The organism is Tardiphaga sp. 619_E2_N8_4 (assembly GCF_051810905.1).
In the GTDB taxonomy this organism is placed as follows: domain Bacteria; phylum Pseudomonadota; class Alphaproteobacteria; order Rhizobiales; family Xanthobacteraceae; genus Tardiphaga; species Tardiphaga robiniae.
On sequence record NZ_JBPWQJ010000001.1, the window covers coordinates 2,117,814 to 2,130,554 of the forward strand.

Here is a 12,741-nt window from a genome sequence, read left to right on the forward strand (position 1 = left end):
GCTGTCCTACCCCGCCAAATTCTTCAGCAGGAACGTCAGTGCCGTCTGGGCGAAACTGCGCATGTTGCCGGAGCGGTCATTACTGCCGGTCTCCAGCGTCATGACCTCGTTCCGCGGGCCGGCGACGGCCATGCAGCTATGGCCGGCGGCATCGCCATAACGATTGCCGGAGGGGCCGGTGGCGCCGGTCTCCGACAGTCCCCAGTCGCAGCCGAGGCGGGTGCGGATCTGCGTCGCCAGCAGTTGTGCGTAGGGCTCTGAAGATGAGCGCATGCCCGGTATCCTAAACGCGTCATCGGAAATATCCATCAACACGCGCCGTGCATCGCGCGTATAGATCACGCCGCCGCCGATGAAATAGGCGGAGGCGCCGGGCACTGCGAGCAGTGCAGCGGAGATCAAACCGCCGGTCGAGGATTCAGCTATGCCGATGGTCTGCTTGCGCGCGATCAGTTCAATCGCGATCTTCTCGGCGAGGGGGATGAGATCTCTCATGACTTCTTCCCCCAAGGTTTAGACCAGGGCCTAATCCACGGCTTCTTCGCCAGTGATCCATAGACAGCGCGAATGAAATTCTTGCTGGCGGTCTCGTTCGGCGCCCATTTGGCGTCGAGATCGGCGAATGGCTTGGCCGCCAGAACCTCGTCCTCGGTCTTGCCGTCCTTGATCAGCTTGGTCATGCGATCGCGCGCCGTCACCAGCATGGTGCGATAGTCGACCAGCGCAGCCTTGTTGGCCAGCGGACCGTGGCCGGGAACGATCTTGGTGGTGTCATTCGCCAGTTTCAGATAGGCGTCGGTCGCCGCGATCATGCCCTTGATATTGCCGCCGTTGAGGACGTCGATATTGGGATAGCGGCCGTTGGTGAATGTATCACCGGTCGCAATGACGTTGGCGCTCTTGAAGTAGACATAGGTGTCGCCATCGGTATGCGCGTTGTCGGGGTGGCGCAGTTCGGCGATGCGGCCGCGCAGGCTGAGCTTGAGCTGATGTGTGTAGGTGTTGGTCGGGAGCGCCGCCTTCGGCGCGGGCGGATTCTGTGCACCGGTCAGGAAATTCGTGGTGCCTTTTTTCAGGCGGGTTCTGACCTTGACGTTGGCGACGATGGTTGCGCCTTCATTGGCAAAGGCCTCGTTGCCGCCGGTATGGTCGCCGTGGAAATGCGTGTTGACGAGATACTTGACCGGCTGCGGTGTCACCGCGGCGATGGCCGCCTTGATCTTGTCGTGCAGCGGGGCAAACTGGCTGTCGACGAGGATGGCGCCCGATTTGGCGGTGGCCAGCGTCATGTTGCCACCCTGGCCTTCGAGCATGTAGACGCCGTCACCGAGATCCGTGGTCTTGATCTCGACCTTTGAGAAGTCGGGCGGCGGCGGTGCTGCCGGCGGTGTGGACGCCTGCTGTGCGAGCGCAGGCGCCAGCGCCAGAAGGGTGAAAACCGCAGCCAGTGTCGTCCGATTCATCGCAAGCTCCATTCCGAAACAGGCTAGACTTCTAGCATGTTTCGGATGGCGATCTGCTCGCGAACACGTGATGTCGACAATGCCGATCAGCGGCCAGAACGGTCACGTTCCGGCGGGACCTGGGAGAGCAGCCAGTCGCGAAAGGCCTTCAGCTTCCGCGAGTCGGAAGAGGCTTCGGGGGACACCAGATAGAAGCCAGCGTCGGCGGGCATGCGCATGTCGAAGGGCACCACCAGCCGGCCCTTGGCGAGATCGCCCTCCACATAGGTGGTGCGACCGATGGCGACGCCGAGGCCGTCGATCGCAGCCTGGAGGGTCATGAAGATCATGTCGAAGGTCAGGCCCGGCTGTTTCGAAATATCGGCCGGCAATCCGGCCGCGGTGAGCCAGAGCCGCCAGTCATCGTCATAGCCGCCGCTTGAATGCAGCAGCGTATAGTCCGCGAGATCCTGCGGCTTCAGCAGCGCCTTCTTTCCGGAGCGAAGCGCCGGGCTGCAGACCGGAAACAGATCGTCCGCCGTCAGCCAGTCGGCACGCAAGCCCGGCCACTGGCCGCGGCCGTAGCGGATCGCAGCATCGACATCGCCGCTCTTGAAATCGACCATGCTGGTCGATGTCGTGATGCGCACATCGATATCGGGATGGGCTTTCTGGAACGCTGAGATGCGCGGCAGCAGCCATTTCGACGCCATCGATGCCAGCGTGCTCACGGTCAGCACGTGATCATTGTCGCGGCGCTTGAGCCGGTCTGTGGCAAGACGCAGGTCGTTGAAGGCGGCGCGAACGCCCGGCAGGTAGTCGTGTCCTTGCGGGGTGAGTGCGAGCGCGCGGTTCTGCCGAACGAACAGTTTGAGACCGAGTTCGTCCTCCAGCCGCTTGATCTGATGGCTGATCGCCGTCTGCGTGACGTTCAACTCGCTCGCCGCATTGGTGAAGCTCAGATGGCGTGCGGCGGCTTCGAAGGCGCGCAGTCCGTTGAGTGACGGCAACCGGGTGCTCATCCGCGCTCTCTCCCTGGCGATCCACTGCTCTTGCCACACATGAGTTTGTGTCATGTGACGCGGTGCACAATGTCGTTTGTGCAATGTGAGAATGAAGCCGATATTTCCCAAGTAAATTTAGCTTCAGGAGAGCAAAATGTCTACTTGCACCCATGAATCGATGACAAATCATCATGCTCCGCTCAGTGTGGCGGCCATCGCCGAGACGTTCCACGTCTGGCGGGAGCGCGCCCATCAACGCCGCGAACTGGCCCATTGGAGCGAGCGTGACATCCACGACGCCGGCCTTTCGGTGGGCGACGTGATGGCCGAGGCCAGCAAGCCGTTCTGGCGCGCGTAAGGACGGTCCGATCGTCCGGGAGCAACTGTCATGCAACATCTCAACCTCGATGACCTCGGTCAGTATTCCGATGTGGTGTTGTCACGCAGCGGCGCTGCGGTGACGGTTCGGTTTGTCGAGCTTCACGATGCGGACGCGTTGCAGGCCTATTTCCGAGGCCTGTCGGTGCGGTCGCGCTACAATCGCCTGATGGGCGCCGCCAGCGAATTGCCGGCCGGGCAACTCGACAAGTTCATCCATGTCGGCGAAGCCGACAGTTTCTCGGTCGTCGCGACGATCTCGCGCGATGGCTCGGAGACCATTGTCGGTGAGGCCCGCTACGCGTTCGATGAAGCGACGTCCCGTTTCGAACTGGGCCTGTCCGTTGCCGATTCCATGCAAGGGCAGGGCATCGGCGCGGCCCTTTTATCTAACCTGGAATGCCGTGCTGCTGCGCTCGGAGCCGACCAGCTCTTCGGGGATACATTGCGCTCAAACGAGGCAATGCTCGCACTGGCCCGCAAGGCCGGCTTCACATTCGCGCCGACGCTGGGCGATTGGAAGCAGGTGCGCTTCGTAAAGCAGATCGATGCGGCGCCAACCGCAAACCCATGTGCGGTCTGGCGCCTCGCAGCGCAATCCCTGCAGCCGATACTTGCCTAAGCGCGGCAACGCTCGCCACGTTCAGGCAAGGTGTGATGCGACGAAGCAATTCAATCCGTCTCTAGCTCAGGATTGCTTCGTCGCATCTGCGTGTCTTGAAGACGGCGCCTATGCCGTTCCTTTCGCGAAGTCTGTTGATGTGGCCACGTCGCGCCACGCAGCCAGTTCCTTTTCGACAAAAGCATGCTTGCTCTCAATCCGCGCAACCGTGTCGCTGCCAAGCGGCAGACGGATCGGAGGAGTCTTGGCAGCTGCAAGCTGCATGAAGGCCTTCGCCAGCTTGCTGGGATCGCCGGGCTGCGCGTGATTGACGTCGGCGGCGTGGTTGCGGGTCTTGCCGACGGTGGCGTGATAGTCGCCGATCTCCAGTGCGGTACGCACCAGCGAGTTATCGTCCAGAAAGTCGGTGCGGAAGAAGCCGGGTTCGACCACGGTGACATGGATGCCGAGCGGCGCGACTTCGGCGGCCAGTGCTTCACTGATGCCTTCGACCGCGAACTTGGTCGAGCCATAGACGCCCCAGCCGGGGAAGCCGGCATATCCGCCGACGGATGAAATGTTCATAATGTGACCCGAGCCCTGCCGGCGCATATGCGGCAGCACGGCACGGGTGACGCCGAGCAGGCCGAACACGTTGGTGGCATAGAGGCGTTCGACTTCCTTGGCACTGGCTTCCTCGATCGCGCCGAGCAGGCCATAACCGGCATTGTTGACCAGCACATCGATGCGGCCGAATTTCTTCACGGCCTGACCTGCGGCCTCATGGGCCTCGGTCTCGCTGGTGACATCGAGCCGCGTCGCCAGCAGGCGCTCATGGGTGCCGAGACGTGCAGTGACAGCATTGGGATCGCGGGCCGTTGCCACGACGGCATCGCCCTGGGCCAAGGCTTCTGCCGCGATGAGGGCGCCGAAACCGCGGGATGCTCCTGTGATGAACCAGACACGCATGGTGGTCTCTCCTGTGTTGGCCCCGCGTTAGTGCAGGGCTGATGGGCAACACTTAGCGGCTCGCCAGAACTGAAATAATCCTCTATTTATTCCATGTGTTCATGAGCGGGATTCAATAATGAGCTTGATCGGCCCGGCTGACCTCGCCACCTTTCTGGCGATTGCCCGGCATCGCAGCTTTCGCAATGCCGCCGTTGAACTTGGCGTGTCCGCCTCCGCGCTGAGCCACGCCTTGCGCGGCATCGAGGAGCGTCTTGATGTCCGGCTGGTCAATCGCACCACCCGGAGCGTCGCGCTGACGGAGGCGGGCGAGCGGCTGTTCGCGCGGGTCAGTCCGGCGTTTCAGGACATCAATGATGCGCTGGAGGACCTCAACCATTTTCGCGGCAAGCCGGCGGGGACGTTGCGCTTCAACGCCGCCCGGCAATCCGCACAGCTCGTGCTGCTGCCGATCGTCACGCGATTTCTGAAAGCCTATCCGGAGATCAATGTCGAGATTGCCGTGAATGACGGTCTTGTCGACATGGTCTCGGCCGGTTTCGATGCGGGCATCCGCTTCGGCGAAACTGTTGCGGCGGACATGATTGCCGTGCCGATCGGCCCGCGGCAGCGATCGGCGGTCGTTGCGTCACCCGGCTTCTTCAAGCAACACAAGCCGCCGCAGACGCCGCACGAGCTGAAAGACCTGCCGTGTATCCGCTATCGCTTCTGGGGTGGCGCGCTGTATCGCTGGGAGTTCGAGCGCGGTGGCATCGAGGTCGAGATCGATGTCGCGGGCACGCTCACTTTGAACGATCAGGACCTGATGGTGGACGCTGCGCTGGACGGAGCCGGACTGGCTTACGTGTTCGAAGGGCAGGTCGAGGAGTTGATCGCCAAGCGCAAGCTGGTGCGAGTCCTCGCTGACTGGTGCCCGGCCTATCCCGGCTTCTTCATGTATTATCCAAGCCGCCGACAATTGCCGGCGGCATTGCGGGCGTTTGTCGATTTCGCCAGGACGGTGGGTTGAAGTTTCATGCGCTTTGCTCTCAGTCGTCATACGCGGGCTTGACCCGCGTATCCATCTTGACCGCATGCGCACTGTTCCAACAGGTGGATTGCCGGGTCAAGCCCGGCAACGACGTGGGAGAGGCTATTCCCCTAGTTGCCAGAGAAGTTTGGCTTACGCTTCTCGATGAAGGCTTGCACCGCCTCGCGATGATCCGCCGTCATGGTGGTGCGGATCAGCCTCTCCGCCTCATGATCCCGTGCCGTCGTGAAATCGAATGCGAGCGCTTCGTCGAGATTGTCCTTCATGTAGCGCAGCGCCAGCGTCGGCCCCTGCGCCATGCCGCGCGCCAGTGTGAAAGCCTCGTCCTGCAGCCTGTCGTCTGGCACCACGCGGTTGAACAACCCGATGGCTTCGGCGCGGGTTGCCTCGACTTTTTCGGCAGTGAACATCAGCTCGCGCGCGCGGGCCGTGCCGACAAGGCGCGTCAACAGCCAGGCGATGCCGTAATCGCCGCTGAGACCGACGCGCAGATAGCCTGTCGAGACGAAAGCCGATTGCGCGGCGATGCGGATGTCGCAGGCCATGGCGATGGCGAGACCTGCACCCGCGGCGGGGCCGGGCAGGGCGGCAATGGTGGGCTTGCGCACGGCAATAAGGGCGCCGGTCAGCAGGCGTTGACGCTCCTGCAGGTCAGTGACGCGCTCGTCGAACGACATCTCCAGCACCGCCTGCTTGCGGTGCGCGCCCATGCCCTTCACGTCACCGCCGGAGCAGAAGGCGGTGCCGGCGCCGGTAATCAGGAGCGCGCCGACATCGGGGTTTTCGCCGCAGGTGCGGATCATCGTGCGCAATGCGGGCGTGAGATGATCCGACAGCGAGTTGCGCGCTTCCGGCCGGTTCAGGGTGATGACGGCAACGCGCTCGCGGATCTCACACAGCAGTTCACTGGTGCCGGTGTCGATGATCTTTGCGGCTTCACTCATGTATCTCGCCCCGTTCTCGCGTCAGAATTTCTCGACCCATGGACGGATTTCGAGCTCCGAACTCCAGGCACTGCGCGGCTGCTGTAGCACGTTCCAGTAATTCATGGCGATGGCATCGGGGTCGAGCATCGAATCCGGCCTGTCCGCGGGCTCGATTCGCACCGAACTGCGAATGCCGCCATCGATGACAAAGTGGGCGATGTGGATCCCTTGCGGTGCAAACTCGCGGGCCAACGACTGCGCCATGCCGCGCAAAGCGAACTTGCCCATGGCGAAGGGGGCCGATTGCGCAAAGCCCTTGATACTCGCGGAGGCACCGGTGAACAGGATGGCGCCGTGCTTGTTGGGCAACATGCGCTGCAATGCCTGTTGTGCGACCAGAAATCCGCCGAAGGCGCTAACTGCGATGGATTGTGCAACATCGGGAGGTGCGAGCTCGATGAAAGGTCCGCGGGCGCGCTGGCTGGCATTGTAAACGACGATATCGGGCGCGCCGATCTGGCGTTCGGCATCTGCAAACAATTTGGCGACATCTCCAGCCTGGGTCGCGTCGCAGGCAAAGGCCTTGGCGCCGGTCTCCTGGCACAGCGCATCCAGCTTGCCGGGATTGCGGGCGGCGAGTGCGACGCGGATGCCCTGTTTGGACAGCAGCCTCGCCAGCGATGCGCTGATGCCCTCACCGACGCCGACGATCAAAGCAGTTTCATAATGCGGAATTTCCATGGATCAAATCTCCGGCTGGGGCACTTTATTCGCTGGCGCGGCAGGCGCATGATGAAGATGGAAACGCAACTGCCAAACACAAGAGGCCGTCATGAACGCCCACGCCCAGATCGCCGCCAATCTGATTGCACCCGACACGTCCGGCATGAATTTTTACCGCGCCGATCCGGCACTGACCGATCTGCTGCGTATCCATCTGCCGGAGGATCTGTTCAACCACATCGAGCCGCATCTCGATCGGCTGGGCGGTCTTGTCGGTGGCCCGCTCGATGAAGCCGGGCGGATGGCCGACAAGCATGGGCCCGTGCTGCACCAGCGCGACAAGTTCGGCCAGGACGTCCAATGGGTGGAATATCACCCGGCCTATCGCGAGCTTGAGAACGCAGCCTTCGGCGAGTTCGGCATTCACGCTTTGTCGCATCGCAAGGGCATCATGGGCTGGCCCTCGACCTATCCGGTGACAGCCAAGCACGCCTTTACGTTCCTGTTCAATCAGGCCGAGTTCGGCATGGGGTGTCCCATCAATGTCACCGATGGCGCTGCGAAACTGCTGTCGAATTACGGCGACGATGCGCTGAAGGCCAAATATCTCGACGGGCTGACGCAAACCGACATGAGCAAGCTGACCCAGGGTGGTCAGTTCATGACCGAGAAGGAAGGCGGCTCCGACGTCGGCAAACTGACGACATCTGCCGTGCAGGAGGGCGATCACTGGCGTCTCTATGGTGAGAAGTGGTTCTGCTCCAATGCCGATGCGAAAGTCGTGATGCTGCTGGCGCGGCCGGAAGGTGCGGTCGGCGGCACCAAGGGCGTCGGCCTGTTCCTGATGCCGCGGACGCTCGATGACGGCACGTCCAATCACTACCGGATCGTGCGTCTGAAGGACAAGCTCGGCACGCGGTCGATGGCGTCAGGTGAGATCAAGCTCGAAGGCGCCATTGCATATGCTGTTGGTAAGCTCGATCGCGGTTTCGTGCAGATGGCCGAGATGGTGAACTCGTCGCGTCTCTCGAATGGCGTGAAGTCGACCTCGCTGATGCGCCGCGCCTGGCACGATGCGATGGCAGTCGCGCGTGGACGTGTCGTGTTCGGCCAGCGCATTATCGACATGCCGCTGGCGCGGCGGCAGTTGATGAAGATCGTGGTGGCGACCGAGCAGGCGCTGTCGATGAGCTTTCTCACCGCGGATGCGCTGGACCGTGCCGAGGCCGGCAGCCAGGATGCTGCAGCACTGCTGCGGATCCTGACGCCGACTCTGAAATTCCGTGCGACGCGTGACGCGCGCAAGGTCTGCGGCGACGCGATGGAGATGCGTGGCGGTGTCGGCTACATCGAGGAATTCGCCACCGCGCGGCTGCTGCGCGATGCGCATCTCGGCTCGATCTGGGAGGGCACCGGCAATATCGTTGCGCTCGATGCGCTGACGCGTGCGGTTGGGCGGCATGGCGCGGAAGCCGCGCTTGCCGCCGATTTGCATGCGCGGCTGGACGATTCTCCGAGCGTACCGCAGGCATGGCGGGATCGTCTGCGCGGTCTGACCGACAAGGCCATTGGTTTCGCGCGCGAGGTTGCCGCGCGGTCGGATAACGAAGGAGATGCGCGCCGCGCAACGAGTTCGCTGTATCATGTGGCCAGTGCCGTGGCACTCACTTGGGAAGCGCATCGCATTCATGCACGACGCGGCGATGCGCGGCGCCTGTTGATGTCACGTCTCGTAATTGAGCATCGCCTGATGGCGCCCGATCCGTTTGCGGTCATCGAAAGCGAAACCCAGAAGCAGATCGTCGCGCATCTGCTCGGCGAGCGCGACGTCGGCATGGCGGAAGCCGGCAGGCTGGTGATGGCCTGACCTGATCGCAGGGACTATGATGGCGGACCGTTGTCTTTCAGGAATCCGAGCAGCAAGCGGCTGACCTCTTGCGGCTGCTCCTGCTGCACCCAATGGCCCGCGCCGTCGATCAGGTGTACTGCGCGCATATTCGTGCAGGTGCTGTTTTGCATCGTCTCGATGGCGCCGGGACGCTGATAGATGCCCCAGTCCTGCTTGCCCGAAATGAAAGCTGAAGGGACGTCGATGGTGCAACCGGCAAAGGTCTCGTAGTCGGCATTGAACGCGCCTGTCGTATTGCAACGATACCACTGCAATCCGCCCTGGAAGCCGGTGCGGGCATATTCACCGGCATAGAAGGCCAGTTCATTGTCCGGCAGCCATTTGCATGATGCGATCTGTTCAGGCGTTGGCATCTCTGCGGCGACGGTCTCGGCCATGGTCTGGTCGCGGTCCATCACATAATAGGTCGGCAGTTTCGCAAGTTCATTCGCCGTCCAGCCCTGCAATGGAGTGGGCGTGTTGCCCGGCCAGTCCGCACTCTTGTGATGATAATAGGCGCGCAGGAAATCATGCACGCCTTGCGGTGCGTGTTGCATGTGAGCATTGGCTTCGAGTGTGGCGTAGTACCACTGATAGTGGATACGCGGCCGCGGCAGTGCGGCGAGGTCGCGATGCACGGGATCTTCCGCCTTTGGCGAGGCCGGCTGATCGGCGGTGCCGAATGGCAGCGGCGGAGGCCCGGCGAAAGGGGCGCTCATCAGCACGACGGATCTGAAGACATCCGGCCGCACCAGCGCGCACCAGGCTGCGACCGAGCTGCCATAGTCATGTCCGACCACCGCATCGACATGGCGATAGCCGAAGGCTGCGACCAGCCCGACCGCATCGCGCACGAGGTTGAGCAGATTGAAGGGACGCAGATCGCCATCATAGTCTGCGCTCCAACCAGTGGTGCGGCCATAGCCGCGCTGGTCGGGCGCAATCACGTGATAGCCGGCAGCGGCAAGCTGCGGCATTACTTTGCGCCAGCTGAAGGCCAGTTCGGGAAAGCCGTGCACCAGCAGGATGCAGGGCCGGCCCGTGGTTTCGAAGCCGGCCTCCAGCACATGGACGCGCAAACCGTTGATGTCCTCGACAAAGCGCGAGCGAATTCCAGCCGGCAGAATGTTGGGATCGATGGGTGTCACGTCGCCTCCATGCTGCACTTGTGCGGCAGCGTGAGTGCACTCCAGCGCAAGCACCGTGAAAAGACAACTAGCGTTTGAAGCGGGCCACCAATTCGATATGGGGCGTATGCCGGAACTGGTCCACGGGTGTGACGCGGTCGAGCTTGTAGCCGCCATCGATCAGGATCTTTGCATCGCGTGCGAAGGTCTGGACGTTGCACGACACGGCGACGACGACGGGGATCTTGCTGGCCGCGAGCCGTTCGACCTGTGCCTGCGCGCCCTGACGCGGCGGATCGAACACGACAGCGTCGAAGTCGCGCAATTCCTGCGGCACCAGCGGACGGCGAAACAGGTCGCGCATCTCCGCCTTGATGGGCTTCAGGCCCTTGGTGTTCTTGATGGCCTGTTGCAGCGATGTGATCGCGCCACCATCGCTGTCGAAAGCTGTAATCTTCGACTTGGTGGCCAACCGCAGCGCGAAGGGACCGATGCCGCAGAACAGGTCGGCAATGTTCTTCGCGCCTTTGCAGAGTTGGAGCACAAGCGCCGCCAATGTCTCTTCACCGGCGGCCGTGGCCTGCAGGAATGAGCCCGGCGGCAGTGTAACCTGCGCGCTGCCCATCGTGACCATAGGCGGTACGCGCATCAGCACGAGTTCACCATGCCGCGTGAGGCGTGCCAGTTTGTGCGCCTCGGCGATGCGCGACAGCGCTGTGATGATCGCGGTCGGCAATGGCCCGGTGCCGCGGACGTCGATATCGAGTCCGTTGCTGGCCGCTGTCACCTGAATGTCCAAGGGCTTGCTGACCGGCTTCAACACCTCGGCCAGCGCGCGCGCGGCATCGAGCGCGCCATCCAGCGCGGGATCCAGAATCGGGCACGCGTCGATAGCGATGATGGCGTGGCTTGCCGATGCCGCGAAGCCGACACGCAATCCGCCATCGCCGCCGCGCCGGGCATGCAACGTCACGCGGCGGCGGCCGGCGCCATGGGCATCGACGATCGGATCGACCGGGCAAGTGATCTTCGCCTGCGCCAGCGTGTCGATCACGATCTGGCGCTTCCAGGCCTGATAGGGATCGGGTTGCCAATGCTGGATGGCGCAGCCGCCACAGCGCGTGAAGTAGGTGCAGAACGGATCAATTCGTTCCGGGCTGGCGGTGTCGATCTGCAGCAATCGTCGACGTTCCGGATGTTCGTCGTCGCGTTCCGTCTCGACGATCTCATGCGCCAGCGTGTAGGGCACGAACAGCGACGCGCCACTGGTGAGGCTGACGCCGTCGCCGCGCTGGCCGACATGATCTATGGTCAGGTGTTCAGCCACGCCGGGCACCCATGAAGAACTCGATATTGCCATCGCCGCCGGTGATCGACGACGGGAAGACCTCGATATCGGTGCAGCCGAGTGTCCTGGCAAAATCCGTGATGTCGTCGCAGATGGCCTGATGCACGGCAGCGTTCTTGATGATGCCGCGCTTGGATTGCTTCCGGTCGGCCTCGAATTGCGGCTTGATCAGCGCCAGCAGGCTCATCGGCGCCGCGGCGAGCGACAGCGCGACAGGCAGCACCGCCTTGAGCGAGATGAAGCTGACATCGATTACCACGACGTCGGGCCGCGCCGGCAGGCGCTTGTTCTCATAGCTGCGGATATCCGTCTCTTCCATCGAGATGATTTTCGGATGGCCGTGCAGCGATGGATGTAGCTGGCTGTGCCCAACATCGATGGAGAACACCATGCTGGCGCCGTTAGCGAGCAGCACTTCGGTAAAACCGCCCGTGGAGGCGCCGACGTCGAGGCAGACGTGGTCCTCGATCTCGATCGGATATAGCTCGAGCGCACCTGCGAGCTTGACCCCGCCGCGCGAGACCCAGGGATGCGCCGGTTCAGCCTCGATGGCGGCGTCGAGCAGCAGCGGTTCTGACGCTTTGGCGACCGCTTTGCCGTTGGCCTTCACAAGCCCCGCTTCGATGGCGGCTTGCGCACGCGCGCGGCTTTCGAAAATTCCGCGGTCGACGAGAAGTGTATCGGCGCGTTTGCGCGGCGCGGCAGCAGTGTTCTGAGATTTCGTCATGGTCAGTACGATGCAGCAAGTTTCAAACAGGCTTCGAAGCTCGTCAGATCCTGCCAGAGATCATCGGGTGCTTCACGGGGGACGATCATGGACGCGCCATAGAGATCGAGCGCGTGGATCATCATCAGATTGTCGGCGAGGCCGAAATTTTCGACGGTGAGCCCGTTCGCATCGACCAGATGGCCATCCTGCTCGGTGATCTCCGTCATACGGCGGACGCGGTCGAGATAGAGCGCAGGGTCGTTGCAATAGCCGAAGCAGAGCTTGCCGTGGCCGGCCATATAGCCGAGCTCGAACACCGTGCCGGCATCGGCGCTGGGACCGCGGAACGGCGTGAGATTGGCGATGATAATGTCGCAATGATTCATCATCGCTTCGTTGCCGTGGAAGATCTGGCGCGAAGCGTCGCCGGCATTGATGTCGATGGCGTTATCGAGCGGGAAGAACCCGTGCGCGCCGTAGCGCTTGCAGAGCGCGACCTTCTGCCGGCCGATCTCGGCGGCATTGGGCAGGAACACGTCGGGGCCTGCGAGATAGATATTCATGAAGTCCCCGTCTCATGGTGAGCCGCGCCGACA

The 12,741-nt window shown here is 62.5% G+C and carries 14 protein-coding genes; 4 read left to right on the forward strand and 10 right to left on the reverse strand.

Annotated features, from left to right (window positions below; genetic code table 11):
* Positions 1–6: 6 nt before the first annotated feature.
* The 3 genes from AB8A23_RS10060 to AB8A23_RS10070 form a co-directional block, all read right to left on the reverse strand.
* Positions 7–495, reverse strand: a complete 489-nt coding sequence (locus AB8A23_RS10060; protein WP_120287056.1) for a CinA family protein — start codon at positions 493–495, stop codon at positions 7–9.
* Positions 492–1,463, reverse strand: a complete 972-nt coding sequence (locus tag AB8A23_RS10065) for an MBL fold metallo-hydrolase (protein WP_158596716.1) — start codon at positions 1,461–1,463, stop codon at positions 492–494. Before AB8A23_RS10065 ends, AB8A23_RS10060 begins: the two co-directional genes overlap by 4 nt.
* An 86-nt stretch (positions 1,464–1,549) precedes the next feature.
* On the reverse strand, positions 1,550–2,464 hold the full coding sequence (locus AB8A23_RS10070; protein ID WP_120287054.1) for a transcriptional regulator GcvA: 915 nt from the start codon (positions 2,462–2,464) through the stop codon (positions 1,550–1,552).
* A 136-nt stretch (positions 2,465–2,600) separates the two neighbouring features.
* Here AB8A23_RS10070 and AB8A23_RS10075 point away from each other — a divergent pair, with 136 nt between their 5' ends.
* A complete protein-coding gene (locus AB8A23_RS10075) occupies positions 2,601–2,804 on the forward strand; it encodes a DUF1127 domain-containing protein (RefSeq protein WP_120287053.1) in 204 nt (67 codons plus the stop codon).
* Positions 2,805–2,834: 30 nt separating this feature from the next.
* Positions 2,835–3,446 carry a GNAT family N-acetyltransferase gene (locus AB8A23_RS10080; RefSeq protein ID WP_120287052.1) on the forward strand — a complete coding sequence of 204 codons (612 nt, stop codon included), beginning with the start codon at positions 2,835–2,837 and terminating at the stop codon, positions 3,444–3,446.
* 108 nt (positions 3,447–3,554) lie between these two features.
* Here AB8A23_RS10080 and AB8A23_RS10085 read toward each other — a convergent pair whose 3' ends face one another.
* Complete coding sequence (locus tag AB8A23_RS10085; protein WP_120287051.1) at positions 3,555–4,394, reverse strand: oxidoreductase; 840 nt, start codon at positions 4,392–4,394, stop codon at positions 3,555–3,557.
* A 118-nt stretch (positions 4,395–4,512) separates the two neighbouring features.
* On the opposite strand from AB8A23_RS10085, the gene AB8A23_RS10090 reads away from it, so the two are divergent.
* The gene (locus AB8A23_RS10090; protein WP_120287050.1) at positions 4,513–5,403 is read left to right on the forward strand and encodes a LysR family transcriptional regulator; all 891 of its coding nucleotides are present in this window, start codon (positions 4,513–4,515) and stop codon (positions 5,401–5,403) included.
* A 131-nt stretch (positions 5,404–5,534) separates the two neighbouring features.
* Here AB8A23_RS10090 and AB8A23_RS10095 read toward each other — a convergent pair whose 3' ends face one another.
* Both AB8A23_RS10095 and AB8A23_RS10100 read right to left on the reverse strand, forming a co-directional pair.
* Complete coding sequence (locus tag AB8A23_RS10095; protein ID WP_120287049.1) at positions 5,535–6,368, reverse strand: enoyl-CoA hydratase; 834 nt, start codon at positions 6,366–6,368, stop codon at positions 5,535–5,537.
* 21 nt (positions 6,369–6,389) lie between these two features.
* Positions 6,390–7,091 carry an SDR family NAD(P)-dependent oxidoreductase gene (locus AB8A23_RS10100; protein WP_120287048.1) on the reverse strand — a complete coding sequence of 234 codons (702 nt, stop codon included), beginning with the start codon at positions 7,089–7,091 and terminating at the stop codon, positions 6,390–6,392.
* A gap of 91 nt (positions 7,092–7,182) precedes the next feature.
* On the opposite strand from AB8A23_RS10100, the gene AB8A23_RS10105 reads away from it, so the two are divergent.
* The gene (locus AB8A23_RS10105; RefSeq protein WP_120287047.1) at positions 7,183–8,940 is read left to right on the forward strand and encodes an acyl-CoA dehydrogenase family protein; all 1,758 of its coding nucleotides are present in this window, start codon (positions 7,183–7,185) and stop codon (positions 8,938–8,940) included.
* A gap of 14 nt (positions 8,941–8,954) precedes the next feature.
* Here AB8A23_RS10105 and AB8A23_RS10110 read toward each other — a convergent pair whose 3' ends face one another.
* The 4 genes from AB8A23_RS10110 to AB8A23_RS10125 form a co-directional block, all read right to left on the reverse strand.
* Positions 8,955–10,100, reverse strand: a complete 1,146-nt coding sequence (locus AB8A23_RS10110; protein ID WP_439060542.1) for an alpha/beta fold hydrolase — start codon at positions 10,098–10,100, stop codon at positions 8,955–8,957.
* A gap of 76 nt (positions 10,101–10,176) precedes the next feature.
* Positions 10,177–11,415: a class I SAM-dependent RNA methyltransferase gene (locus tag AB8A23_RS10115; protein WP_439059825.1), complete on the reverse strand. Its 1,239-nt coding sequence runs from the start codon at positions 11,413–11,415 to the stop codon at positions 10,177–10,179.
* Complete coding sequence (locus tag AB8A23_RS10120) at positions 11,408–12,163, reverse strand: TlyA family RNA methyltransferase (RefSeq protein WP_093757044.1); 756 nt, start codon at positions 12,161–12,163, stop codon at positions 11,408–11,410. Before AB8A23_RS10120 ends, AB8A23_RS10115 begins: the two co-directional genes overlap by 8 nt.
* Positions 12,164–12,165: 2 nt before the next feature.
* The gene (locus tag AB8A23_RS10125; RefSeq protein ID WP_120287045.1) at positions 12,166–12,708 is read right to left on the reverse strand and encodes a nucleoside 2-deoxyribosyltransferase; all 543 of its coding nucleotides are present in this window, start codon (positions 12,706–12,708) and stop codon (positions 12,166–12,168) included.
* Positions 12,709–12,741: the final 33 nt, after the last annotated feature.

Excerpts from the sequence above, each read along its gene's own strand:
- AB8A23_RS10125 (WP_120287045.1), bottom strand. The coding sequence starts at position 12,708 with ATGAATATCTATCTCGCAGGCCCCGACGTGTTCCTGCCCAATGCCGCC.
- AB8A23_RS10105 (WP_120287047.1), top strand. The coding sequence starts at position 7,183 with ATGAACGCCCACGCCCAGATCGCCGCCAATCTGATTGCACCCGACACG.
- AB8A23_RS10065 (WP_158596716.1), bottom strand. The coding sequence starts at position 1,463 with ATGAATCGGACGACACTGGCTGCGGTTTTCACCCTTCTGGCGCTGGCG.
- AB8A23_RS10075 (WP_120287053.1), top strand. The coding sequence starts at position 2,601 with ATGTCTACTTGCACCCATGAATCGATGACAAATCATCATGCTCCGCTC.
- AB8A23_RS10100 (WP_120287048.1), bottom strand. The coding sequence starts at position 7,091 with ATGGAAATTCCGCATTATGAAACTGCTTTGATCGTCGGCGTCGGTGAG.
- AB8A23_RS10090 (WP_120287050.1), top strand. The coding sequence starts at position 4,513 with ATGAGCTTGATCGGCCCGGCTGACCTCGCCACCTTTCTGGCGATTGCC.
- AB8A23_RS10080 (WP_120287052.1), top strand. The coding sequence starts at position 2,835 with ATGCAACATCTCAACCTCGATGACCTCGGTCAGTATTCCGATGTGGTG.
- AB8A23_RS10095 (WP_120287049.1), bottom strand. The coding sequence starts at position 6,368 with ATGAGTGAAGCCGCAAAGATCATCGACACCGGCACCAGTGAACTGCTG.
- AB8A23_RS10120 (WP_093757044.1), bottom strand. The coding sequence starts at position 12,163 with ATGACGAAATCTCAGAACACTGCTGCCGCGCCGCGCAAACGCGCCGAT.
- AB8A23_RS10060 (WP_120287056.1), bottom strand. The coding sequence starts at position 495 with ATGAGAGATCTCATCCCCCTCGCCGAGAAGATCGCGATTGAACTGATC.
- AB8A23_RS10070 (WP_120287054.1), bottom strand. The coding sequence starts at position 2,464 with ATGAGCACCCGGTTGCCGTCACTCAACGGACTGCGCGCCTTCGAAGCC.
- AB8A23_RS10085 (WP_120287051.1), bottom strand. The coding sequence starts at position 4,394 with ATGCGTGTCTGGTTCATCACAGGAGCATCCCGCGGTTTCGGCGCCCTC.